The organism is Streptomyces sp. NPDC030991, assembly GCF_055571235.1.
In genome coordinates, this window is record NZ_JBVIFR010000015.1 from 105,978 (window position 1) to 130,003 (window position 24,026).

Below are 24,026 nucleotides of genomic sequence, written 5' to 3' on the forward strand. Positions count from 1 at the left end.
GATCGCTCTCGCTGCCCGGGTGTTGAACGGGGAGGAGGGTGTCGGGGCGGGGCTGAACCGCCGTAGGTGTCGCGGCGGCGGACCGTCCGCAAGAACTGCCCCGTGAGGGATCGGGTGCGTACCGCACTGCCTGTGCTGTCTCCTGCCCTTGGGCCGGGGCGGGATATCAACAGCCCCGGCCGGCCCAGCGCCGGTGCGCCACGACCGCCGCTGGGCAAGACCGCCGGCTGGCGACTTAGAGCCTGTCTTTGAACCCCCGCCTGCGCCCCGACGCCCGGCACACACTCCCCCAAGCTCTCGGGCCGACGGGGGTTCAAAGACAGGCTCTTACCGCGGACGAGCTCCGGTGCCGTACCCGTTCGGGTGCCCCGTTTTCCAGATGCGGACTCTGTCCGAAAGTGGTCACCGAGGACGGCCGGAAGGGCAGTGAATCTGACCGGGCGGGCGTCGCCTCACCTCGGGTGCGCGCAGTCGTAGAGGGTGAAGCTGCCGTCGGTGCGGAGCCCGTAGGCGGTGGGCCGGACGCGCGTGCAGTGGTTCTTCACCCAGGTGGTGGCGGACGTGGTGGGGCGCTGGGTGGTGAGCAGCGCATAACGCAGTTGGTGGGTGGTGACGAGGCTGCCGAGCTGCTGAGCGGTCGGGAAGGGGGTGATACCGGTGAAGCCGCCCATCACGAGGACGGGTTCGGACTTGGCCCGCAGCAGCGGCTCGGCGGTGTAGGCGGCCTGGGTGGCAACGAGGTACTTCTCGCCGTGGCGGTGCGCGGTGAGGTAGTCGAGCAGGGCGGTGTCACGGGCGCTGGGCCGGTCGAGCCCTCTCCTGCGCGGAGCGTGACGGGGATGCTCGTAGTACGACTTGCCGACCGGACCGGCCATCGGCGAGGTGGCGGCGCCCGCGTAGAGCGGGTCGAGGCTGGAGACGGCCCACCCGGCCGGTACGACCAGGGTGGCCGCGACCCCGGCGGCGAGGGCGGCGTGGATCCGCCGTGGGGAGGTGCGCGGCCCGCGGCTCCACAGGCCCACCACTCCGCACAGTGCGAGCATCACAGCGACCGGCAACAGCCATGAGAGAAATCGCGTCGGCCAGTCCAGGATCAGCGCCCACGCCGTCGTCAGCGCGATCACCGCCGGCAGCACCAGGTGCCGTCGGCCGACCGCTTCGTACTCCGCGTTCTGCTCCGGCTCGTACTTCGCCTCGTACTCCGATCGGAAGAGCGCGAGCCCGCCACCGGTCAGCGCGGCGATCGCCGGGGCGATGACGGCCGTGTAGTAGACGTGGTTGCCGTTGGAGACGCTGAACACCACGACGTGCACGGCCAGCCAGCCACCCCACAGCAAGAACCCCGCGCGCGGCAGGTCGGTTCGCGGTCGTCCGGCGCGCCGGACGACGCCCAGGACCGCGGCGACCACAGCGAGCGGCAGCAACCAGGCGACTTGCGGGCCGACCGTGTGGTTGATGAGCATGTCCCAGCCGGTGTTGCCGGTGGTGCGGCTGGCGGCGGTGCCCGGGACGGCGCCGAACGCGGTGGGATCGCTGCTGAAACGGCTCAAACCGTTGTAGCCGAAGACCAGGGCGAACGGATCGTTGCCGGACGTTCCGTCGAAGTACGGGTGGTCGGAAGCCGGTGTCAGCCAGGCGATCAGCGTCCAGGAGCAGGAGACCGCCAACGCGACCGCACCGCCTAGCAGGACGCGCACAGCCCGCTTCGACGCCGTGCCGGGCGCGACGAGTAGGTACACGACGGCGAAGACCGGCAGCACCACCCACGCCTGCAGCATCTTCGCCTGGAAGGCGAGGCCGACCCAGACCCCGCAGGTGATCAACGGCAGCAGCCGCTCGGTGCGCACCGCCTTCTGCAGCGCTCCGGCGGCCGCCACCAGGAGCAGAGTGAGCGCGGTGTCCGGGATCGTGGCACGGTTGAGGGCCACGGTGACCGGGGTGAGGGTGAGTGCCAGCGCGGCGGTCAGCGCGGCGAACGGACCGGCCCAGGCCCGTACGATCCGGTGCAACAGCCATACGGTGAGCACGCCCTCGACGACCTGCGGAAGCGCTGCCGCCCAGGTGTGCGGGCCGAAGATCCAGACGGAGAGGGCGTCGGGCCAGAAGGCGCCGGGCAGCTTGTCGAGGCTGACCGAACCGGCGACGTCGAGCCCACCGAAGAAGAAGGCCCGCGGGCTGCCGGCCATCGAGCGTATCGCCGCGCCGTAGAAGGGGTGGAGCGCGGCGTGCCCGATGCCCCAGGAGTACAGCACCGTGGCAACGGCCAGTACCGCGCCGAGCGCCGGGCGCTCCCAGCGCGGGGCGTCCTCCGGGCGTCCGGAGCGGTGGGTCGCCGCCCGACGGCCGCGCTGGGCTCCGGTGGGCTGGACGGCGGGTGTGGCGGTCATGGCAGTGGTCCTCGGTCAGCAGGTCAGGTGAAGCGGCGGTGCACACGCGGCGGCATCACACGCGCGGCCAGGTGACCGCGGCGGCATCGAACGAACGCGCCGGAGTCACAGGCGGCGGGCCGCCCGGAAGCCGCGGGCGTAGAAGTCGGTGCCGTCCAGCAGTGAGCGGCCCGACAGGTCACCCAGGGTCGGGCCGTTGGCGGCGGAGCGACTGGAGTAGAAGCGGTGCCGGCCCTGGTCGTCCAGGCCCATGTATATGCCGCAGTGGTCGATGAAGTCCGGCCGGTCCTTGATGATGGCGAAGAAGACCAGGTCGCCGGGTTGCAGGACACCGAGGTCGGTGGCCTGCTCCCGGCCGGTGTGGGGGATCACCACGCGGCCGGGACCGTGGGCGGCGATCGCGAAGGCGCGGCGCGGCAGACCGGCGCCCCGGGTGTTGGTGTTGTGCAGGGGGATGCCCATGCGGTAGCCCCACACCAGACGCTGGAAGCCGGAGCAGTCGACATCGCCGTAGCGGGCCGTCTCCGGCTGCGCACGCGTGCCGTCCGGGAAGGTCCACGCCGTGCCCAGATAGTCGTAGAAGTCGGACTTCTCGTCGTGGTAGGCGAAGTCCAGCGGGTTGTCGACCTCGGAATTGCGCGGGCCGAAGTGCGCGGTGCCCGCGTACCGCACGCCGTCGGCGTTGTGTTTGGCGGGCGCTCCGGCGCTGCTGTACTGGAACGCCACGGCGAAGACGTCCGGGCTGGTGTCGCCGAGTGCCTTGCGGAACCAGCCCGTGAACCAGGCGGACTTCTCCGCGCCCCGCTGCCACGTGTGCGGCAGCACCCGCACCCAGGCGTCGGTGGTCACTGTGGCCTCGGTGGTGCGCGGCTCGCTGAAGGTGCGGCTGGGGCCGGTGAGTACGGCCGTACGGGCGCCGTCGGTGAAGGTGGCGAGCGTGCCGCCGTCGTCGGCGCGGACCACGGTGCGGCCGGGGGCGGACAGCCGCTCGAAGGTGTGGGGTCCGTCGGGCCGGGCGCTCGGGCCGGAGTTCGCGCCGGAGTTCGCGCCGGCCGAACCATCGCTGTCGGACCCGAAGCGGTTCCAGGCGTAACCGCCCGCCGCTCCGGCGGCCGCCACGCCCGCGATCGTCCGGAAGACGGCGCGGCGAGTCGGGCCGGTTCGCCTGCCGTCTGGTACGGAATGCATGGCCGATCCTCCTGGACTGTGAGGTGAGAGGGGTGAACGGGTCAGCCGGTGGGCAGGGCCCCGATCAACAGACCGGCGACGAGCACCACGTAGGTGGCCAGGGTCACCGCGCTGGTCGAGATGACCGTGGCCGCCAGCGGCTGGCGGGCCATCTGGTAGGAGACCAGGCCCGGGACGATGAAGCCAAGGGTCTGTGACGTGTACAGCAGCGGGAACTCGTGGCTGAGGGCGAGCATCACGGTGGTCTGCATCAGCACCGCGCACAGCACGACGGCGGCGAACAGCCGTTTGCCGTAGAGAATCACCGTGCGCTGCACCAGCTTCATCAGGAAGTACGTTCCCACCGCCACGACGACCATCAGCCCGGCCATCCGCACATCGGTGACGAGTGTGAGGGCGATCCAGCCCGGGGTGATCATCCCCCCGGGGCTGAGGTTGGTGGTCAGATAGCAGACGAGCGAGAAGACCAGCCCGAGGGCGATCCCCAGTGCGGCGGTCTGTGCGTTGAGATTGGCGGGGATCACGGGTTCCTCGTGAACTGGGAAGGATCGTAGGACTGGTGCGGGTTGTCCGCGGTGCTTCGGTCGTCGGGCCGGTCCTGGCGGCCGGCGGCCCGGTGGGCGAGGTCGCGCTGCTCCGGGATGCGGAAGGTGAACGTCGGTGTCTCCAGCGGCGCCACCCAGCTGTACGGCTCCGGCTCGGGCGGTCGGGCCACCGAGAGCCGCTGCCGGGGTATGGCGATCTGCATCGTCTCCTGGTCCAGACCGTCGCCGTCGGGAACGGCGTCGAACAACAGGTCCTCGGAGTCGTCCAGGGGCAGTTCGGCGAGGCGCTCCAGGAACAGCTCGCCCTGACCGTGGATGTTGCCGATCGCCACCAGCGAGGAGTCCGGGCCGAGTTCCGCGAGGATCGCCGCGGTCACCTCCCCGGGGTCCCGGCGGTCGCCACCCAGATCCACCACCCGGCCGGTGAAGTCGGCCGGGATCGCGTCGCGGGCGCTCTTGGTCGGTTGGCCGATCAGGAAGACCGTCTCGGCGCCGAGATCCGGGACGATCGTACCCATCTGGCCGTTGCGCTCCACCCGGTCCGGGCGGCAGTTGATGACCACGCCGATCGGCCGCCGGATCGCGCCCAGGTCCTCCAGCTGCTTGACGTTCATCAGCGTCGACTCGGGGTCGTTGGCCGCGAAGACGTTGGCGAACCGCAGCCGCTTGCCCTCGTGGGTGACGTAGCGCTCCACGGACAGCACGCCCGGATCGGGCGGCGCGTCCCACATGCCCTGCATCGCGGTCTGCCGCTCCACGCCGAGCAGTTCGGCGACGGCGAGCGCGATCGCCACGTTCTCCTTGAAGGTGAACCAGCTGAAACCGCGCAGTTCGGCGTCGGACACCGACTCCGGATCCACCGCGATCAGGCGGCAGTCCCGCTTGTCGGCCTCCTCTTGGAGGATGTGCAGCCGGTCCTTCTCCGCCGTCACACACACCCCGCCCACCGGCATCGAGCGGGAGAGCGAGCGGGCGACGTCGTCCAGTGTCGGCCCCATCTCCTCCAGATGGTCCTCGCGGACGTTGCACAGCACGCCGATCGTGGAACGGATCAGCTTCTCCTGGTTGATCTCCTGCAACGCGGGCATCACCGCCATGCACTCGATCACCAGCGCGTCCGGCCGGTAGGTCGCCGCCCGCCGTACGATGCCGATCTGCTCGACGACGTTGGCGATGCCGAACTTGCGGTACACCGGCTCCTCGGTGGCGTCCGGATGGATGAACCGCGCGGCCGTGCCGGTGGTCTTGGCCACCGTGACCAGGTCGCCGCCGCGCAGCGCGCCCGCGCACAGCCGAGTGATCGAACTCTTGCCGCGGATGCCGTTGACCAGCACCCGCGTGGGTATCTGCTCCAGCGACGCGAAGTGCCGCCGCTGCTCCAGGATTCCGGCGATCCACAGAGTGGCGCAGCACAGCAGGACGATGACATAGAGAAAGAGCACGCCGGTTTCCGTCCTTCTACCGCTGGAGGGTGGTCTCGTGCAGGGGCCGGTCGACCCCTGCGGACTGACCGGCTCTGACCGCCCGGTTGCGGTCCGCCAGGACCTGGCGCACCAGCTCCAGATTGCGGGTGACCGAACCGATCTCGTCGTGGTTGACCGGGTGCAGCACGGTGCGGCGGTCTCCGCCGGCGAGCCGCTCGGCGAGCGCCGCGACCGCGCGCAGCGGCCGGACCACCACGACATGGAGCCAGCCCAGGCCGGCCACGCTCACAGCGAGGCCCAGGATGCCCGCGAGCATGGTGCGCTGCTGGGCCTGGACCGCGGGGACCTGCAGCGCTGCCGCGGGCTCCGCGGTCACCACGTGCCAGCCGAGGCCGGCCGTCGGGCCGGTCTGCGCCAGCGGCGCGGCGGCGTCGACCGAGGGGCCGGAGGACGTGCTGTGCACCGCCGAGGTCGCGGTGCCCGCAGTCCCCGGGGCGCCCTGGGTGGCGCGGGCGAGACGGGTCAGACCGGACTCGGGCAGCGACTGGAAGGCGCGGTAGCCCACGCTCGCCGCGAGGACCCTGTCGTCGCGGTCCGTCACCCAGACGCTGCCCAGTTTGGGCCTGGGCAGCAGGGAGTTGAGCGCCTTCACGTCGATCTCGCCGAACAGCACCACCCCGGCCGCCGGGGTCTGGCCCTGGCCGGCCCGTACCTGCGCGTAGGCGGCGATCGCCGGTATCCGGCCCGAGGTGTTGACGGTGGTGATCCCACCACCGCCGGGCACGTGGACGAGGGTGCGCAGCGGTGTGCCGCCCACTCTCAGCGTGATGCCGCCCGAGTGGTCCAGGAGATACAGCGAGCGGTACTGCTTGTGGTCGGCGAGGGACGTGCGCAGGACCTCTGCCTGGGCCTCCCGGCTGCGGCCCGGCAGGCTCGCGGCGGCCTCCCTCAGGTCGGTGTACGACCGGTCGAGGGACTGCCGGACGCGGTTCGTCGCGATCTCGGTGCGCGCCTGCTGGTCGGCGAGGACCGCGGCCGGGACCGCGGTCGCGGTGTCCGCCCGGTTCAGCATGAAGATCATCGGCACCGACCAGCAGGCCACCACCACGACTCCGGCCACGGCCAGCGCCCGGTAGCCCGGTCCGCGCCGGGCCGGGAACTCCTGCGGGCCGCTCTCGCCGAGCAGTTGCCGGCGCAGCGAGTCCAGGGCCCGCCCGATCCGCGCCAGTTCCCCGAAACCGTGCACCGGCACCGGCCGGGACAGCTCCGCCCGAGCGGCCGACCCGTCACCGGTCGCGCCCCGGGCCAGACGGCCGGCGGACAGGTACACCCGCAGCAGCGGCCGTTGGAAGGAGAAGTACAGCGTCAGACCGAGCAGCAGTGCGACCACGGCCAGCGCCCCGGCCGCCTTGAGCGCGAAGCCCGAGTAGTCGTCGGCGGTGGTCGTGGTGGGCGCCGCGCGGGAGCTGAGCACCACCAGACCGAGGTCGTCGGTCTCGCCCGGACCGGTCGCCGAGGCGACCTGGGCCCAGCCGGCGACGGTGCGCAGGCCGCCGGAGGCGGCGCCCAGCAGGCTTCCCGAGGCGTCGGTGCCGCTCCTTGAACTGTGCGCCGCGCGCGCCGCCTTCGCGGGCAGACCGCTGCGTGCGGCAGCCGGAGAGGCCGTGCCACGGACCGCGGTGGCGAGCGACGTGCCGCTCGCGTCCAGCACCTGGGCGGTGCGTCCGTCGCCGTACGCCGTGGGGGCGGGGAGCGGCTCGCAGACCACCAGCAGCCACTGCCGATCGGGCCGGTTCGGGGCCTGGTACTGGTCCTGGTCAGGCTCGTCCTGCTGCGCGGGCAGGGTGACCTCGGCGAAGTACAGCAGTTGCCGTGTGCCGGCCGACGTCACCAGCCGGGGCGGGATCTCCTTGTGTCCGGACGCCGTCTTGGCGACGTCCACCCCGGCCAGCGGCACGGTCCTGCCGCTGGTGGCCAGCAGTCTCCCGGTGCGCGCGTCGAGGAGCGCACGGCCGAAGGGGCCCTTTGTGGCAGCGGCCAGCGCTTTGAGCGCGGTCGTGGGGGTCGAGGTGCTCGTCGCCGGGTATGCCTCGGCCTTGCGGCGCACCGCACCGGCCTCGGCGTCGATCGCGGTGCGCAGGGACAGCGCGGTGTCCGCGGCGATCTGCTGCTCTCCGTTCAGTACGGCCCGCGGGATGCCCGCGGTGTGGATACCTTCCAGGCCGACCACGGCCAGGGCGGCGACCATCAGCAGGAGTACGACGACTGAAGCCACCGGCGGGCGTATCCCGCCGAGCATCGGCATATCGGCGCGGCGGCGGGTGCGGTGCCGGCGCGGCGCCCGTGGTGCGGAGGACAGGGCAGCGGGTCCTTCCTCGAATCGGCGCCGAGCGCTCAATTGTTCGACAAAGCCAACATCCTAGCGTTCTGCGATCACATGACCATCACATTTGCGCCCCGAGTGGCGTACGTGACACGAATCGCTGCGCGGCGGCGGCTCGGCGGAACCGCCGCCGCGCGCGCCGGAGGGCGGACCCGCGGTCAGGTCCGGCCCTTCGGACGTCCGTTCAGCGGACGAAGGAGATCTCCGGGTACGCGGCATTGGGCTTGTCGAGCAGGGTGCTGTGCTTCTTGCGCAGCTCCTGGTCGAAGAAGGCGGCGAGGTAGTCGCGCTGGACCTTCACCGCCCGCTTCGGGTCGATCGTGCCGTACTGCTTCTGGACCTGTGCCTTGGAGAGCCCGAGCAGGGGCGCCCACTGCGGCACCAGGTACTCGTTGTCGCTGAACGACAGGTGTGCCGCGCCGGCGAGCTTGATGTCGACCCGGTACCCCTTCAGGTGTGACCACATGGTGCGCCACGAGCTGTCGTTGTTCCGGTTGTGGTTGCCGGAGCTGAACAGCATGAAGGGGCGGTCCAGGTCCTTGCTCGGCGCGGTCCCGAAGAACTGGCCGTCCAGGTTGGCGCCGGCGTCGATCCGCTTGTCGAGCTGCATGGCGTCGGCGACCGCCGCGCCCCCCAGCGACCAGCCGAACATTCCGATACGGGAGGTGTCCACCGACTTCGACAGTCCCGAGGGGAGCTTCGCGTGGCCGGCGTCCGGGTTGCCACCGCTGCTGATCGTGCCGAGGGCGTTGATGACGAACTTGATGTCCGCCGCGCGCACCTTGAGCGTGTCGGAGGAGTGGGCGCCCGACGGCATCCTGTTGAGCTCCAGCCGACTGCCGGGGAACTGCACCTCGTTGGCGTCGTGGGTGTGGTCGACGGTGACGACGAGGTAGCCGCGGCTGGCGAGATCCTGGGCGAGCCCGGTGCCCATCGCGCGGTCCGAGTGCAGCCCGGTCGAGTACAGCAGGACGGGCAGCTTGCCGAGGCTGGTCTTCACCGGGGCGAGGACGTGGCCCGCGGTGGTCGGCAAGGTCACCTGCTGCGTCGTCAGCCCGCGCGAGGCGAGGAAGTGGGCGCCGGCTATCGACGACATCCACGGCGCCTGATAGTGCCCGGACGTGGCGGTGGCCGGATACCAGAGCGTCACCATCAGCTCGCGAGCCTTGCCGCCGGACACGTACGGGTCCGTACGGGACTTGTCGACGAGGTGCAGGCCGACCATGCCCACGCTGTGCTGTCCGCTCGGAGCGGGCATGGTGAGCCGCTGAGGGGACTGGGCCGCGCGGGCGGACCTGAGCTCTTCGGGGTGTACGGGCTTGTGGTGCAGCGGCGCCTCGTCGTTCTCGGGCGCCCAGGGCGTGGCCGGGTCGGGCTGCTCGGCCAGGTCGGGCTGCTCGGCCGGCAACCCGGTGGGCGAAGGCTTGTCGGACGTCTTTCCGGCGGCCATCGCCGGCGTCGTCCCCACGGCCAGCGCGATGGCCAGCGCACCCGCCGGACCAACCGCTTTGGCGATCACTCTGTGACGGTGGCGCGGGCGGCGGTGCTTCATGAAACCCCCTTGTAGGTCAGCGACCATGGAACACGCGATCGACTGGCGTACACCGTACCGCCGCGGCGGCGGACGGATTCACCCACCCGGGGAAGATGCCATGGCGATTCCCTTGTCGAATGCCGGGCGCCGCGCGGCCCGATGATCTGTCGACGCCTCCGGCAGGTCGACGCGGCCCCTGCTCATCCGTCGCCGGACATCGCCGGCCGCGCTGACGGTGGGGCGCCTACCGCTCGGTCCGCCAGCAGGGTCAGCCCCAGCGCCTGGAGCTGTGGTCGGAGAGCGCCGGCTCCGTCGGTCGACCGAGTTCGCGACCATCGCCGGATCACGCGGAGCCGCAAAACGGAGCAGCAGACGGGTTTCCTCCTCGTTATCACCGGGCGCGGCGCCGGTGTACCTGGACGGCTGCACGTCAGCCTTCTGCGGCTCCTGCGGCATCGCCAGCAATTTCCACGGCCCCCTGGCTTCCGGGCGGTCGGGGGGCTGGCGGCGGGTGCGTACATGCTGAACGCTGGCGGCACACCTGACAGCGGCCTCTCCCGGGGCGGCGTCACGAGGACGGGGGCCGCGTCCGATGGACGACCGGAGCGACGATGTACGGAAGATCCGCAGGGATCCGACCGGCCCCGGCTGTCCGGTCGGCCGCGGTGGCGACGGCACCTGGCAGGTGCGCGGTTACGCGGCGGCGCGCGCCGTGCTGCGCAGCACCGACACCGTCCAGGCGGGCCTGGGGATCGAGACCGTAGAGAAGATGCCGGCCCGGATACGGCGGCCCGTGCTCTACCGCGACGGGCCCGAACACCGGGAGCACCGCCGCCAGACCGCCCGCTACTTCACCCCCCGCCGCGTCGAGGAGCACTATCGCGAACTCACCGAACGCGTGACGCGCAAGCATCTGGACACTCTGCGGACCGACGGCGAGGCCCGGCTGGAGGACCTCACCTTCGGCGTCGCCATCGACGTGGCGTGCGCAGTGATCGGACTGACCCACAGCAGACCCGGTATCCAGCGCCGCCTGGAACGCTTCTTCCCCGAGAAGTTCGGCAGGCCCGGCCTGACCAGCCCGCACGGGATCTACTGGCTGGTCCGCCAGAACACCAACTGGCTGCGGATCTACCTTGCCGACGTCCGCCCTGCCGTCCGCGCCCACCGCGCACAGCCCGCCGACAACCTGATCTCCCACCTCATCGCCGAGGGCTGCTCGGACGCCGAGATCCTCGGCGAGTGCCTCACCTACGCCGCCGCCGCAATGGTCACTACCCGCGAGTTCCTCTGCGTGGCCGCATGGCACCTGTTCACGGACGCGGCCCTGCGCGAGCGCTACATGGCCGGGAACGAGACCGAACGCCTCGCGGTGATCCACGAACTACTGCGCCTGGAACCCGCGGTCGCCCGGCTGGCCCGGCGCACCACCGGTGCCCTCGACGTGCCCGGCGCTGACGGCCCGGTCACCGTGCCCGCGGGCGCACGCGTCGACCTCTTCGTGGACGAGGCCAACACCGACCCCAACGCCGTGGGCGCCGCCCCGGCAACGGTCCGCCCCGGCCGGCCGACCACGGGCCGCTATGCGGCCGCCCTGTCGTTCGGCGACGGGCCGCACCGCTGCCCCGGCGCCGACATCGCGATGATGGAGGCCAACGTCTTCCTCAACCGCCTCTTCGCCCTCAAGGGCGTCCGGATGCTCACCCCGCCCCGCGTCACGTTCCAGGACGAGATAGGGGGCTACGCGATCCGCGGCCTGCACGTTGCCGTCGACCCGGAATGACACCGCACCGCCGGCACCGGCGAGAGGGGAAGCCCACCTCGTCGCCGCGGACCTCAACGGATCCCGCCCCGTCGGCACGGATCTCACCGAGGCGGATTTCACCGGGGCGAACCTGACCCGGGTGACCTTCACTCTCCGCCCGAGGGTCGTCGACCACCTCGGCGCGTACGGCATGTGCGCATCATCGACGGCACCGAGATTCGGGTCCGTCGGCCGGATCGGCCCGCGTTCGTGGTCGGTGACCGACGCGCCGCCCGCGGTCACGATGGGGACCGCCACCGGTGCCACCTCCTCGAAGGTTGCGCCCCGGGCGAGCGCGGACCGCAGCACGGTGAAGGGGAACCAGCCGTCCGTCGTTCGCGGTCCCGCAGGGCGTCGAGGAGGACAGCCGGAGCGCGTGACCGATCGGCAGTTGCCGGACGGAGTGGGCGCAGACTCGCAATGCCGGGTCGGGGGCAGCGAGCAGGTCGGCGGTGGCTATCCCTTGGACGCGGGCACAGGCAGGACGGCCAGCGCGGTGTCTGCGATGTTCCGCAGCGTCTCCGGGTCCAGACCGGCCTTGCCGACCGCCTCGACACCGCGGACCACCGTCAGCAACAGTGCCGCCAACCGCCCCGGATCCGCAGCGCTGTCGATGTCGCCGTGGCGCTGGGCGGCACTGATCTCGGTCCGCAGCAGGGTCAGCAGTGCCGACATGGTCTCGGCCGACCGTCCGGCGACCGTCGGATCGTGCTGGGCCAGCTCTGCCACGCCCTTGGCCAGCAGGCACCCGCGGCGCTCGGTGTCGGCGGCAGCGTTCTCCGCCATCAGGTGGACGTAGTCCGACAGCCGGGCCAAGGCCTCTGCGTCCGGGCCACCCGTCAGCCGATGCTCGGCGACCTGAAGGACCGCGGTGCACCAGTCGTCGAACACACGGTGGAACAGCGCGCCCTTGTCGCCGAACGCGCCGTACAGGCTGCCCTTGCCCAGGCCGGTCGTCCGGGCGATGTCGTCCATCCGGGTTCCCGCATAACCGGTCGCCCAGAACTGTTCCCGGGCCCGCTCCAGGACTTGGCGTTCGTCGAATGCGCGTGGTCTCGGCATGTTCTCAGCCTATCCATTCTTGACTCGATCGTCCATTACCGCCTACGTTGTGGACGATCCATTCCATAACTTCGACCGAAGGAGATTCGACATGCCAGGAGTGCTGCGGGAGAAGGTGGCCGTGATCACCGGAGGGACCAGCGGGATCGGGCTGGCCATCGCCCACCGCTTCGTCCGGGAGGGCGCACGGGTCTTCGTGACCGGCCGGGATATCGACCGCCTCGAGGCGGCAGTCAAGGAGCTGGGCCCTGCGGCCACCGGCGTGCGGTCCGACGTCTCGGTCCTGGCCGACCTGGACGCGCTCTACGCGCGAGTCGGCGAGGCGGCCGGACGCATCGACGTGCTGGTGGCCAACGCGGGCATCGTCGCGGACGCCGCGCTCGGCGCCCACACCGAGGCGAACGTCGACCTGACACTCGCCGTCAACATCAAGGGCACGCTGTTCACCGTCCAGAAGGCGCTTCCGCTGCTGGCGGAGAACGCCTCCGTCCTGGTCGTCGGCTCGAGCAACAGTGTGCGTCCCCATGAGCAGCTCGAGGTCTACAGCGCATCGAAGGCGGCGCTGAGTAACCTCGTGCACAACTGGGCTCGGCAGTCACGGCAGCGCCGCTTCCGGGTCAACGCGCTCAGCCCGGGACCCACGCGGACCCCTGGCCTGCTGGGTGTCGCGGGGCCAGGCGCCGACCAGTTCGCCGAGGCCGTCGTGCCGCTGGGGCGGCTGGCCGACGCCGAGGAAATCGCCGAGGCCGCCCTCTTCCTGGCTTCGGACGCCTCGTCGTTCGTCACCGGCGCCGAACTCTTCGCCGACGGCGGCTACACCCGGGCCTGAGGGATCTGCTGGGCGGGGGAAGTGGGGCCTCTCTGCGTCGGAAGTCCGCTGCCCGGCCTCAAGGAGTTCCGGCGAGGATGAGCCGGCAGCGCTCGTCCTTGCCGTCGCGCCGGGGCATGCGGGGCTTGGTCCGCTGGTGGCGGGAGGCCCACGAGATCAGGGAGCGCATGACGACTCCGGCGTGGTGGTTCGCGCCGTTGCCGGTGACCACGCGGGCACGCGGCGCCGGTGACCGCCGCCCTCGCGGGGAGGCGGCAGCCCCTCGTTGTGGAACCGTCGAAGCCTGGGCGCCGAGGGCGTGTTGCCGGGTAGCGTGAGCACTCGACCGGTCCGGTACGGCTGAGACCGGTGGGACAGGGGGAGGTCTCAGGAATGGCGGGCGATTCTTCGGTTCACGGCGGTGGGCTGTCGCGGCGCGAACTGCTCGCGTCGTCGGCCGTCGCGGGCGGCGCGGTGTGGCTGCTGCGCGGCCTGGTCCGGCCGGACGGCGCGTACGCCGCCGACGCACCCCCGGCGCCGCCGGGTTTCCCGGCCGGGCCCGACATCTACCGGCGCGTCTACGAGAACTGGGCCGGGGAGATCCGCACCGACCAGCTGTGGACGTGCGCGCCTCGTCACCCCCAGGACGTGCTTGACGTCGTCAACTGGGCGTACGGCGCGGGCTGGGCGGTCCGTGCGCAAGGCAAGCGGCACGGCTGGGCCCCGCTCACGGTGGCCGACGGCACACCCGCCGCGTCCCAGGTCGTCCTGCTGGACACCACCGCTCACCTCACCGCCATGTCGCTGGAGCGGCGGGCCGCCGACGGCTCGGCCGAGGTCCGGGCGCAGACCGGGGCCACCCTGGAGGACCTGCTCGCGTTCGCCGGCGCCGCCGGTCACGGTGTCACCGCCGCGCCGGCACCCGGGCAGCTGTCGGTCGGTGGCGCGCTCGCCATCGGCGCGCACGGTACGGCCGTTCCCGCCGTCGGTGAGAGCCCGCCGCCCGGCCACGGCTATGGCTCGCTGAGCAACCTGGTCACCGAACTGACCGCGGTCACCTGGGACGAGGGCGCCGGCCGCTACGTCCTGCGGACCGTCGGCCGGGCCGAACCCGACTGCGACGCGCTCCTCACCCACCTCGGCCGATCGCTCGTCGTCGAGGCCGTCCTGCGCGTGGGCGCCGACCAGAACCTGCGCTGCCAGTCGTTCCTGGACATCCCGGCCGCCGAACTGTTCGCCGCCCCCGGGACCGCGTCCGGGAAGCGGACCCTGGCCCAATTCGCCGACCGGAGCGGCCGGGTGGAGGCGATCTGGTTCGCCTTCACCGACAAGCCCTGGCTGAAGGTCTGGAGCGTCACTCCACGCCGGCCGCTGGGTTCCCGCGCGGTCGACGAGCCGTACAACTACCCGTTCTCCGACTCCCTCCCCGAGCCGGTGGCCCGGCTTGCCGGATCCCTGGTCTCGGGGGCCTGGGCGAGCGCGCCGCTCTTCGGCCAGGTGCAGTACCTGCTGGCCAAGGTGGCGCTGACCGGCGACATCACCGACGTCCTGCTCTCCGGCGGCCTGGTGCGGGACGTGCTGACCGGTGACGTCCTCACTCATCTGCTGGCGGGCGGGCTGCGGTCGGACCTGTGGGGCGCCTCCCGCAACCTGCTGGAGTACGTACGGCCCAGCACGCTGCGCGAGACGGCCAACGGCTATGCCGTCCTCGTGCGCCGCGCCGATCTGCAATGGGTGGTCAGCCGGTTCGCCGACTTCTACCGCACCCTGCTCGCCGAGTACGCGGCGCGCGGCGAGTACCCGGTCAACGGCCAGGTCGAGATCCGCGTGACCGCTCTGGAGGACCCGTCCGTGTGCGGCGTGCCCGGCGCGCGGCCACCCCTGCTGTCCGCCCTGCGACCGCGCCCCGACCGGCCGGACGCCGACACCGCCGTATGGATCGACATCCTCTCCCTGCCGACCACACCCGCCCTGCACCGCTTCTACCGGGAGATCGAGCGGTTCCTCTTCGCCCTGGACGGGGACAGGGCGACGGTCCGGGCGGAGTGGTCCAAGGGCTGGGCCTACACCGACACCGCCGCGTGGTCGGACCCGGACGTCCTCGCCCGCACCGTCCCCGCCAGTCTGCGCGCCGGGGGAGGCCCAGGCTGGGACGAGGCCGTCGCGGTCCTGGAGCGGCTCGACCCCCACCACGTGGTGTCCACCCCCTTCCTCGACACCCTGCTGCGCTGATCCGCGAGCGCGCTGCTGGGGCCCCGCAGGGCGGGTGACGTCGAGGTCGATGACGAGCGGGCCGGCGCCCGCAGGGTCCTGGCCGCCGCAGTCCGAGCCGACATCAGCCGTGATATCGCACAACCAGACGTCGGCCCATGGATACGTCTTGAACGTCGGCTTCGCCGCGTAGCGGAGGAAGGTTGCTGGCGGTGGCGGTGGCGGTGGCGGTGGCGGTGGCGGTGGCGGTGGGCAGACGTCCAGCCGCCGCAGTCACGCGCGACGCCCGCCCCGGTCATCCGAGGCGGGCGTCACGTGTGGGACTGGTCAGGCGGGGGTGATGTTCTCCGCCTGGGGGCCCTTTTGGCCCTGGGTGACGTCGAAGTTCACCTTCTGGCCTTCCTGGAGCTCACGGAAGCCGGAGGCGCTGATGTTCGAGTAGTGGGCGAAGACGTCCGGGCCGCCACCCTCCTGCTCGATGAAGCCGAAGCCCTTTTCCGCGTTGAACCACTTGACGGTTCCGGTGGCCATATGTCCTCCAAGGGGACTCGAAGACGGCTTCCGCACTGTGCGGGAGCCGGAGGTGGTCGTCCTGGTCCTCAGAGACGCTGAACAGCAAGCTGCCCGCGAACGTGAGGTTCACGGGCGGTACTTCGGAACCATGACTGCTGAGGTGGACGCTAACACGGCCCAGCGCTGACGAAGGTACGGACAGGGACGATTTCCCGTCGCTGCGACCGCACGAAGGGCGGTACTACCCGGCTTGACGTCGCAGCCGGCGGCCCGCTCGCCGTCCTGGCCGGAAAGGCGAGGGCGTCGGCGCCCACCAACTGCTCGTACCCGGACGGCGCCGCGGCCACGAGAGGACGTCCTCACCGAGCGGCCGGCTGCCGGTTCCTGGCCTCTTGGGCCGGCCGCTGGCCGATACTCACCTGTCCGCCTTTCCCTCAGCGGCCAGGGCGCGGTGTCTGATGGTGACGGCGGCGCCGATGTCGGCGTGTGTGAGATTCGCAGCGGGCGTAGGTGGCAGGGGTTTCCGTGTGGCGCGTTGTCTCGTTGGTCCGGGCATGTTGATCTACGCGTCTTCCGTGGCCGGCTCCTCGTTCGAGAGTGCTGGGCTGACTGATGTTCTCTTCTGTGACGGGCCCGGGGGTGCGGATCTGCACGGCCGCTGGCGCAAGGTCATCTCGTCCGAACTGTTCCGCCACCCCGGGGACATCTGCGCCGAAGAGAGGTGGCGCCTTGCTTACGACCGCCTGCGGGCCTTGCACGATGAGGTGCTCGACGCCGCGGATTTGGCCGGGGATCCGCGCGCTCTGGCCGCTGTGCACGAATGGACTTCGGTCGTGGACGGCGCGACCGCGACAGTCGCCGGTATCCATTTCAACCTCTTCCTCGGCAGCCTCCTCGATGACCGCATCACGCCCCGTGATCTGGGCGAGTACACCCAACTGGACCGCATCGGCACCTTCCTGTGCACCGAGCGAGCGCACGGCAACGACGCCGCCGCTCTGGAGACCGTCGCCCGCTACGACCGTGAGCGCGACGAATTCGTGCTGCACACCCCGAACGAGGGCGCGCAGAAGTACATGCCCAACACCAGTGCGGCGGGCGGACCGAAGACCGCAGTGGTGGCGGCCCGGCTGCTGCTCGACGACCAGGACGCGGGCGTCTTCCTCTTCCTTACCCCGCTGAGCGACCACCAGGGGCCCCGGCCGGGCGTCACCGTGGTGCCGCTCCCGGAGCGCGTCGGAAGCCCGGTCGACCACTGCATCACCAGCTTCGACCACGTGCGCCTACCCCGGACCGCACTTCTCCAAGGCGAGCACGGGCGACTTCTGCCGGACGGCACCTTCACCAGCGCCGTGGGCAGCCCCCGCAAACGATTCCTGCACTCCATCGGCCGGGTGACGGTGGGGAAGCTGTGCATGAGCGCGAGCACACTCGGCGGCTGCCGGGCAGCCCTGGCGATCGCCGTCCAATACGCCTTTACCCGGCACATCTCCAGCCCCGTGGCAGGACAGCGCGTCCCGATTGCCGCCCACCGAAGCCACCACGCCCGTCTGCTCACCCATGTGGCCACGGCCTACGCCATGACCTTCCTCCACCGGGCTGTCACTGAGCGATGGATGACCCACGGCCCCGACGACCGGGCGGAAACCGAACGTCTGGTGGCGGTCGCCAAGGGCTGGATCACCTGGCAGGCCCGGGACATCACAATCGAGAGCCGGGAGCGCTGCGGGGCCCGGGCCCTGTTCCCGGAGAACGGGCTGGCGGAGTTCACCGCTAACGCCGACGGGGCTATCACCGCCGAAGGCGACAACCTGGCCATCTGGTGCAAAGCGGGGGCCGAGATGATCTTCGGGCATGCACTCGCTTTGCAGCCGCCCAAGGCCACCGGCCAGGAGGATCCGGCCGACCCCGCCCTCCTGCGCCGTGCCCTCACCGCAGCCGAACGCCACTGGCACACCGCCGCCCGGCATGACCTGCGCAGCAGTGCGGCGGGTGACGCGCTCGGGCGCTGGAACAACGCATCCGCTGCCGCGCTCGCCCTGGTAGAGGTGTACGCGGTCGGCCTTGCCGCCGATGCCTTCGCCTCAGCCTGCGCGCGGGTCGCCAACCCCTCCGTACGCGCGGTCATGGACGACCTGTGCGCCCTGTTCCTGCTGGGGCAGGTGGACTCCAAAGCCGGCCTGCTCCTGGCCGACGAGGCCCTCACCCCAGACCAGGCCCGCGAGTTCCCCAGGGCCGTGCGCAGCCTGATCGACCGGCTTGCCCCGCATCTGCCGGCGCTGACCGAAGCCTTCGACATCCCGCAGGAGCACCTGTCGTCCCTGCCGATGCTTACCGCCCCCTGAACCTGGTACTGACCGAGGACTGTCAGATGACCTGGGCTGCCGACCTGAACGCCGGCGGGGCGTTCCTGGCCGAACCCGGCGGGACCGGGACAGCAAGTACACCGATGCCCCTGACCCTGTTGCCGAGGTCGGCGACATGGAGATCGTGCTCGGCCCACCTCGGGCGCCCACGGCGAACTCGATCTGGAAAGCGCCGTAGGCACCCTCCGCCGCGAGCTCCTCGCTCCGCCCGTAGCGCCGTCTATCGAAGAACGATAGATTATGATCGTAGGTCGATAGAGAGCTGGAGGGGTCAAGATGGGAAACCGGGCTGTCCTGGTCCTGCGTGCTGTGATCGCGGCATTGCTGGCGGGCTGTGTGTTCCTTCAGGGGTTGCTGGTGGTGCTGCTGGTACGCGGCATGCCCGAAGCCGGCAGCGGTGAGGGGGAGTTCCCCCGGGTGCCGGTCGCGGTGATCGTCGTGCTGGAGATCGTGTGTGCCGAGACCGTGCTGGCGTGTGTGTGGCGGCTGCTGACGCTGGTACGTCGCCAGGCGGTGTTCACCGCTCGTGCGTTCCGGTACGTGGACGTGGTGGCGGGCGCCTTCCTGGCGGCCGCGCTGTTGCTGTGGTCCCTCGGCACGGCCCTGGCACCGGGCGAGGCCGTCGCTCCCGGCATCGTCCTGCTGATCGGAGCCGCCGGCCTGGCAGTCCTCGCTGTCGCCCTGATCGTGCTCGTCCTGCGCATGCTGCTCGTCCAGGCCGTTGCGCGGGACGCCGAAGCCTGTCGGATGCAGGCCGAGCTGGCCGGGGTGATCTGATGCCGATCGCCGTCGACATCGACGTGATGCTGGCCCGGCGCAAGATGTCGGTCGGAGAACTCGCCGAACGGATCGGGATCACCCCGGCCAACCTGGCGGTGTTGAAGAACGGGAGGGCCAAGGCCGTACGCTTCGCCACGCTGGCCGCACTGTGTGAGGCGCTGGACTGTCAGCCAGGCGACCTCCTGCGCTTCGAAGCCGCCGACCACCACCCCGGCCCCGTGCCCACCCGCTGACCAGCACACCCGCCCGTTCACGCACCGGCTCACGACGCCTAAAGAGGGGTGCGCGCTGAAACCCGCACGGGACGATCGCCGGCAGCTGACCGTCGGTCTCGCTACTGGCTGATGCCCACCCGGCTGCGCCCGGAGGGCATATGTCTTCAGTTGGGTTCCAGCTACAACGATCGACCGAACCGGCCACCGCGTGCCCCGCCACGACGCGTCGGGCAGACCCTAGGCGTAGTGGTGGATCGTGCCGTGCAGCGCCGGGTCGGTGCCGTCACAGCGCAGGGTGAAGGTGGCGGCGAACGTCTTGATCGCACCGTCGTCGTCCCGCGTCAGCTTGGTGAAGGCCAGGTCACCGGTGACAGTCCTGACGCAGCCGTAAGCGGATACGTTGATGACGACGCCCGCGACGTCTTCATCGCTGGCAAACGCGATCGGGTAGGTCCGTCCCGTCTCGAACCGCTGTCCCGTGGGCGGGGTCAGCGACATCTCCCAGTACTCACGCTTGCCCGAGGCCACATACTGGATGCTGTCACCTGAGGGGGTGAGCGTGAACGTGCTGCTGCCTCCGGTGTGCGTGCTGGACGCGGCGATCGCGTGCTGCGCGAAGGTGGAGCCCGGCTCAGCGGTGTAGGCGTAACTCAGCGGCAGGACCTGGTACTTGAGGGAGCCCCGGAGCGCGGGCGCGGTCGGGCTGTCGCAGCGCTGGACATAGGCGACGTCGAGGACGGTGACCGCGCCGGAGGTGTCCGTCTCGATCTGATTGACCGTGAACTGGCCGTAGGCGTCCTGGCAGCCGCGCCCCTCACCGGTGACGGTGATCCCCGGGGCATGGCCGGTGCGGGTCACCGCCCCCTCGGCATTCTTGTAGACACCCGCAGCGAGCTTCTGCCCCCGCGGCGCGGCGAACTCCAGGCTCCAGTACGAAACGTCGCTGGGCCGGACATCGATCCGTACGTGCTCGGCGGTACCGGAGACGGTGAAATCCGCTGTCCCGGGTGTGAAGTTCAGAGGCGTTCCCTGGCCTACGCTGTCGCCCGCCTCGCTGGTCTGCGTCCACCGGGTGACAGCCGCCGACGCCGCGCCCTGGGCCCGCGGCGCGGCCGCCCCTGTGCCCGTGCCCGGTGCGGCAGCCGTGGCAGGCGCACCGGCGACCCCGCAGGCGGTGGAGCCGAGAACGACCGTCATGCCCGCCAGCGCGCCCACCAGAGCGCGGCGCCATCCTGCGCGTATCGGCACGAATACCCCCATGATCAATGTGGCACCCCCACTGGGAACCCCCGTCACATTTGTAACACCCCTCTCTGCGGCGCGAGTTGAGGTGCTGATGACATGACTTTGCGAGGCCGGCCCGAGCGGCATCCTCTCGCCCGGATACCGGCTCGGCCATGCCGCCGCCGCAGCGCAGCAGCCCGGCTCCCCCGCAGGAACAGCGCTCCGCGGCGTAATAGATCGGCATCCCACTCTTTCCCCACGGGCGCAGCACACGAGACAGGTCAGAGCAACCCAAGCGTGCACGGCACCGACGGCGTGGGAGCGTTCGGGCCGGAAGAGAGGCGCCCCGTCAGCACAGGCCGGTGACGGTGGGGGAGTGGGGCAACGAACGGGACGGTCACACCTGGCCGATGGAGTGGCGGCCGATGCAGCGTCGGGTACCACCGGCATGCGCCTGCCCGGGCCCGAGTGTCGGACCCAGTCGGTAGCTTCCGGGTAGGGAGCACATCAAAGACCTCACCGTCGACCAGTGGGCGGTCATCATTGCCGTCATCGCGGCCCTGATCGCCGTCTGGCAGGCGTCCATCGCCCGCGCAGCAGCCCGAGAGCAACTGGCTCTTGAGGCTGCGCAGGTAGCGGCAGAACTCCAGGAACTGGGTGCGCCTCTTCACCGGCTTGATGTGTCCGTCGAGCCGGTCACGAGTCAGGTCCAGGGCTGCGAAGAGGTGGCGTACTCCGCCGTAGCGGTTGTAGGTCGCCCGCCTCCGGCGGCGGGGTTCACGGGCAGGGTCCTTGTGTGTCCCTCCGTGCTCGGCCCACTGCCTGCCAGGGTGCGGCGGCAGGTTGAGCGGGCCGAACTCGTCCATGCAGAAGATGACTTCGGGTTCGTCTGCCTCGGCTATGACCTCGCCGTCGGCGATCGCGTAGAGGCGTTCTACGCGGTCCTTCTCGGCCGCGTAATCCGGATCGCGGGAGGTCCTCCAGGTCTTCAGGCGTTGAAAGGAGACGCCTTGCCGCCCGCCCTCGTCGCCATCGATCTCACGGACGCGTACTCGTTCCGGCATACGCACAGCCTGGTGGCCGCGCGCGGCCCAGGACAACAACCGCACACCGTGGCGGCACCGTTATGTCACAGTTCCCGGCGCATGCAGGCCCGCGGCCACCGGTCCAGACCGTGTGCCGCTTCGCGCCGACGGATCTCCCGCAGGCCCGGAGTGAGCCTGCTGTCGTCTAGGAGCCGGAAGCCCAAGCGCGCGTAGTAGGGAGCGTTCCACAGGACCTCGGTGAACGTGGTGAGGGTCAGCGCGGGTGCCCTCTCGCTCGTAGCCTGGCCGGCCAGATGGTCCACCAGTAACCGGCCGATGCCGCGGCGCGCGCTGTCCGGGTGCACCGACACCTGCTCGACGTGGAGATTGCCCTCCACACGGTCGGCGATCAGGTAGGCGACCGGGGTGTCGGCGTCGTCGGCCGCGACCCAGGCCAGCTCGGCCTGGTGGTAGCGGGCGAGCTCGTCGAGCGTGAGTGGCTCGTCATCGGCAATCTCCGGCATGCCAATATCTCGGAAGCACTGCCCGGCAGCTCTCTCAATGTCCTGGAGGGCAGGCAGTTCGTCCAGGTGCACGGCTCGAATATGCATGGATGCATTGTCCAAGAACAGCCGGATGGTGCTACCGAGTTGAAGATCTCGTGACCGCAGTCCACTGGCTTGGCGTGCTCCGCGCGGACCTGCACCGACGAGTCCACGCGGCGCTCACACCGGATGCCGCCTACGGCTCGCCCCTCTCGCGTCGCAACGGGGCGAACGTTGCCTGATACCGCATTAGTTAGGTGGCCTGTAACACGACAAACGCTCATCTGGCCTGCATTGATGTCTTTGCGGAGGGGGCCCGTTCAGCACAGGGCAGTGGCCTGCGACGATGCCCGGGCTGGACGGTCGGCACGCACACTGGCAAGCGCGCGATCGAAGCCGGCCACTACGGACTGACGAAAGAAGTGGGTGGTATGCAAACACTGGTGGAGGGAACTGTCGCGGAGGCACTGCGCGACAGCGGCGCCGAGGCGGTTCGTCTGTACGCCGCGGCCTGCGCCGAGCGCATGGCGCCGCTGTTCATAGGCCTGCGTGCGGGGGCCGCCGGGCGGGAGGCCGACCTGGACTTCTGCGTGCGGTCCGTACGCGACCTCTGGCATACCGGCCAGCCGCTGGCCGACGCTGCTGAGCGAGTAAGCGTGCTGGAGCAGTTCCCCGAACTTCAGCCGAGCGAGGAGGGGATCACCGACGTCGCTGACACCTACGCCTTCTTCGGCGCCCTCGTCCTGCGGCACGCCCTGTTGGCCAACGGCACCGGGGATGCCCGTGACGCGGTGTCCTGCGGCCACGCAGCGCTCACCGCGATGGGGATGCTGGATCAGAACCTCGCGGGTGCCGACTTCAGCGCCGAGGAGCAGCGGCTTCAGTCCCGCTCGGCGACCGGCGACGCCGCAGGTCTTTGGGAGGCCAGCGTGGCAGCGGGGCGGGAGCGGTTCCGTGCCGTGCTGGGTCGTACCGGGCGCGGCGGAGGCTGAGCGCCGTAGTTGGCCGCACGGGCCAAGTAGGCCGCTCAGTCAGAACTGTCATGCGGTCGGAGCACTTCACTTAGGGCGTGCAGACAACGAACCTGTGGTTGCAGAGACTTGACGTCCCAGGTCAACGCGTCGCGCGCCCTTATGTTGTTCTTCTGCACGCCCTGATAGCGACCGAGGTGAACTCGCCGGTGGAGCCGGTGGCGAACTCGGCCTCCTTGAGGAGGCCGATCAGGTGGGTGGTGCCCCCCGCGGCGCTCGCTCGCCGTATTCAGCGCGACGAGGTTCTCCGGCTCCTCCGCTTGCTCACCAGCCGGGTGCTCTGCCCGGGGCCGGCGGCTGGAAGAGCCGCTCGTTTGACAGACCCCACGGTGACCGCTCGCCCCGGGCATGGCAATGCCCTGTTGCGCGGCCCCCCTGGCTGCACGGCAGGGCCTTATGGTCTACAGCGGGCCGTACAGCCAGTTGCCGCGGGCGTCGGGGTCCTCGCTGGTGAAGAACTCGGTGACGGCGGTGCGGATTTCCTCGGCGTCGAGGGTGCCGTTGCCGTCGAGGTCGAGCTTGGCGAAGGCGTCGGCCATGTCCTGGGTGCTGCCACCGGTGACGGACTGGCCGAGCAGGGTGTACTCCTCAAGGCCGATCAGGCCGTCGTGGTTGGTGTCACAGATGTCCAGACAGGCGGCGACGACGTTGTGCAGCGCGGCGACCAGTGCACTGGGGTCGCTGTCGATGGCCTCACGGACACCGCGCTCGTACTCGTCCGGGTTGATGCTCCCGTTGCCGTCGTAGTCCATGTGCTGCAAGTGCTGGGACCAGATGATGTCGAGGGCGTCCCGGAGGCGCTGGACCTTCTCGGGCCGCGTGGGGACTGCCGCGGACAACCGGTCGGCGATGACCGTCAGGTCGTTGCTGACGAGGCTGCCGTCCTGGTCGGTGTCGAGGAAGGCGAACATCCGGCGGAGCTTGGTGCTCAGCACCGAGCTGTCAACAGTGGTCATGGGTGATGCGTCCGTTCTTCCATGG

At 70.6% G+C, this 24,026-nt stretch carries 19 protein-coding genes and 2 pseudogenes; 8 read left to right on the forward strand and 13 right to left on the reverse strand.

Annotated elements, in window-relative coordinates; genetic code table 11:
- Positions 1 to 452: 452 nt before the first annotated feature.
- The 6 genes from ACZ45E_RS26650 to ACZ45E_RS26675 form a co-directional block, all read right to left on the reverse strand.
- Positions 453 to 2,387 (reverse strand): ArnT family glycosyltransferase, encoded by a 1,935-nt coding sequence (locus tag ACZ45E_RS26650; protein WP_468224917.1) that lies wholly within the window; start codon positions 2,385 to 2,387, stop codon positions 453 to 455.
- Positions 2,388 to 2,492: 105 nt separating this feature from the next.
- Positions 2,493 to 3,575, reverse strand: coding sequence for an NlpC/P60 family protein (locus tag ACZ45E_RS26655; RefSeq protein WP_468224920.1), 1,083 nt, complete (start codon positions 3,573 to 3,575; stop codon positions 2,493 to 2,495).
- Positions 3,576 to 3,616: 41 nt separating this feature from the next.
- Positions 3,617 to 4,099, reverse strand: a complete 483-nt coding sequence (locus ACZ45E_RS26660) for a poly-gamma-glutamate biosynthesis protein PgsC/CapC (RefSeq protein ID WP_356494683.1) — start codon at positions 4,097 to 4,099, stop codon at positions 3,617 to 3,619.
- Positions 4,096 to 5,562 (reverse strand): poly-gamma-glutamate synthase PgsB, encoded by a 1,467-nt coding sequence (gene pgsB, locus ACZ45E_RS26665; protein WP_468224924.1) that lies wholly within the window; start codon positions 5,560 to 5,562, stop codon positions 4,096 to 4,098. The genes ACZ45E_RS26660 and pgsB overlap by 4 nt, the downstream gene beginning before the upstream one ends.
- Before the next feature lie 16 nt (positions 5,563 to 5,578).
- Complete coding sequence (locus ACZ45E_RS26670) at positions 5,579 to 7,819, reverse strand: HAMP domain-containing protein (protein ID WP_468224927.1); 2,241 nt, start codon at positions 7,817 to 7,819, stop codon at positions 5,579 to 5,581.
- A gap of 292 nt (positions 7,820 to 8,111) precedes the next feature.
- A complete protein-coding gene (locus ACZ45E_RS26675; RefSeq protein ID WP_468224930.1) occupies positions 8,112 to 9,446 on the reverse strand; it encodes an alpha/beta hydrolase family protein in 1,335 nt (444 codons plus the stop codon).
- A gap of 607 nt (positions 9,447 to 10,053) precedes the next feature.
- On the opposite strand from ACZ45E_RS26675, the gene ACZ45E_RS26680 reads away from it, so the two are divergent.
- Both ACZ45E_RS26680 and ACZ45E_RS26685 read left to right on the forward strand, forming a co-directional pair.
- The gene (locus ACZ45E_RS26680; RefSeq protein ID WP_468224932.1) at positions 10,054 to 11,244 is read left to right on the forward strand and encodes a cytochrome P450; all 1,191 of its coding nucleotides are present in this window, start codon (positions 10,054 to 10,056) and stop codon (positions 11,242 to 11,244) included.
- Positions 11,225 to 11,365 (forward strand): annotated as a pseudogene (locus ACZ45E_RS26685) (pentapeptide repeat-containing protein); the annotation flags it as partial. The gene ACZ45E_RS26680 and the pseudogene ACZ45E_RS26685, both read left to right, overlap by 20 nt.
- Positions 11,366 to 11,721: 356 nt before the next feature.
- Here ACZ45E_RS26685 and ACZ45E_RS26690 read toward each other — a convergent pair.
- The gene (locus tag ACZ45E_RS26690) at positions 11,722 to 12,327 is read right to left on the reverse strand and encodes a TetR/AcrR family transcriptional regulator (RefSeq protein WP_468224935.1); all 606 of its coding nucleotides are present in this window, start codon (positions 12,325 to 12,327) and stop codon (positions 11,722 to 11,724) included.
- A 91-nt stretch (positions 12,328 to 12,418) separates the two neighbouring features.
- Between ACZ45E_RS26690 and ACZ45E_RS26695 the strand changes: the two genes are divergently transcribed.
- Positions 12,419 to 13,156 (forward strand): SDR family NAD(P)-dependent oxidoreductase, encoded by a 738-nt coding sequence (locus ACZ45E_RS26695; protein WP_468224938.1) that lies wholly within the window; start codon positions 12,419 to 12,421, stop codon positions 13,154 to 13,156.
- 58 nt (positions 13,157 to 13,214) lie between these two features.
- Here ACZ45E_RS26695 and ACZ45E_RS26700 read toward each other — a convergent pair whose 3' ends face one another.
- Positions 13,215 to 13,367 carry a hypothetical protein gene (locus ACZ45E_RS26700; RefSeq protein WP_468224940.1) on the reverse strand — a complete coding sequence of 51 codons (153 nt, stop codon included), beginning with the start codon at positions 13,365 to 13,367 and terminating at the stop codon, positions 13,215 to 13,217.
- 161 nt (positions 13,368 to 13,528) lie between these two features.
- Between ACZ45E_RS26700 and ACZ45E_RS26705 the strand changes: the two genes are divergently transcribed.
- Positions 13,529 to 15,367, forward strand: coding sequence for a cholesterol oxidase substrate-binding domain-containing protein (locus ACZ45E_RS26705; protein ID WP_468224942.1), 1,839 nt, complete (start codon positions 13,529 to 13,531; stop codon positions 15,365 to 15,367).
- 306 nt (positions 15,368 to 15,673) lie between these two features.
- On the opposite strand, the gene ACZ45E_RS26710 is transcribed toward ACZ45E_RS26705, so the two are convergent.
- Positions 15,674 to 15,877, reverse strand: a complete 204-nt coding sequence (locus tag ACZ45E_RS26710; RefSeq protein WP_468224943.1) for a cold-shock protein — start codon at positions 15,875 to 15,877, stop codon at positions 15,674 to 15,676.
- A gap of 440 nt (positions 15,878 to 16,317) precedes the next feature.
- Between ACZ45E_RS26710 and ACZ45E_RS26715 the strand changes: the two genes are divergently transcribed.
- From ACZ45E_RS26715 to ACZ45E_RS26725, 3 genes are all read left to right on the forward strand, one after another.
- Positions 16,318 to 18,204: an acyl-CoA dehydrogenase family protein gene (locus tag ACZ45E_RS26715; protein WP_468224945.1), complete on the forward strand. Its 1,887-nt coding sequence runs from the start codon at positions 16,318 to 16,320 to the stop codon at positions 18,202 to 18,204.
- Between the two features lie 297 nt (positions 18,205 to 18,501).
- Positions 18,502 to 19,002, forward strand: coding sequence for a DUF2975 domain-containing protein (locus ACZ45E_RS26720; protein WP_468224948.1), 501 nt, complete (start codon positions 18,502 to 18,504; stop codon positions 19,000 to 19,002).
- Positions 19,002 to 19,238: a helix-turn-helix domain-containing protein gene (locus tag ACZ45E_RS26725; RefSeq protein WP_468224950.1), complete on the forward strand. Its 237-nt coding sequence runs from the start codon at positions 19,002 to 19,004 to the stop codon at positions 19,236 to 19,238. Before ACZ45E_RS26720 ends, ACZ45E_RS26725 begins: the two co-directional genes overlap by 1 nt.
- A 219-nt stretch (positions 19,239 to 19,457) precedes the next feature.
- On the opposite strand, the gene ACZ45E_RS26730 is transcribed toward ACZ45E_RS26725, so the two are convergent.
- The 3 genes and pseudogenes from ACZ45E_RS26730 to ACZ45E_RS26740 form a co-directional block, all read right to left on the reverse strand.
- A complete protein-coding gene (locus ACZ45E_RS26730) occupies positions 19,458 to 20,468 on the reverse strand; it encodes a hypothetical protein (RefSeq protein WP_468224952.1) in 1,011 nt (336 codons plus the stop codon).
- A gap of 596 nt (positions 20,469 to 21,064) precedes the next feature.
- Positions 21,065 to 21,457: pseudogene (locus tag ACZ45E_RS26735) on the reverse strand (transposase); the annotation flags it as partial.
- A 116-nt stretch (positions 21,458 to 21,573) separates the two neighbouring features.
- On the reverse strand, positions 21,574 to 22,080 hold the full coding sequence (locus ACZ45E_RS26740; protein ID WP_468224954.1) for a GNAT family N-acetyltransferase: 507 nt from the start codon (positions 22,078 to 22,080) through the stop codon (positions 21,574 to 21,576).
- A 365-nt stretch (positions 22,081 to 22,445) separates the two neighbouring features.
- Here ACZ45E_RS26740 and ACZ45E_RS26745 point away from each other — a divergent pair, with 365 nt between their 5' ends.
- On the forward strand, positions 22,446 to 23,006 hold the full coding sequence (locus ACZ45E_RS26745; protein ID WP_468224956.1) for a hypothetical protein: 561 nt from the start codon (positions 22,446 to 22,448) through the stop codon (positions 23,004 to 23,006).
- Between the two features lie 440 nt (positions 23,007 to 23,446).
- Here the strand turns inward: ACZ45E_RS26745 and ACZ45E_RS26750 are convergent, their stop codons facing one another.
- A complete protein-coding gene (locus ACZ45E_RS26750) occupies positions 23,447 to 24,001 on the reverse strand; it encodes an EF-hand domain-containing protein (RefSeq protein ID WP_468224958.1) in 555 nt (184 codons plus the stop codon).
- Between the last annotated feature and the right edge of the window lie 25 nt (positions 24,002 to 24,026).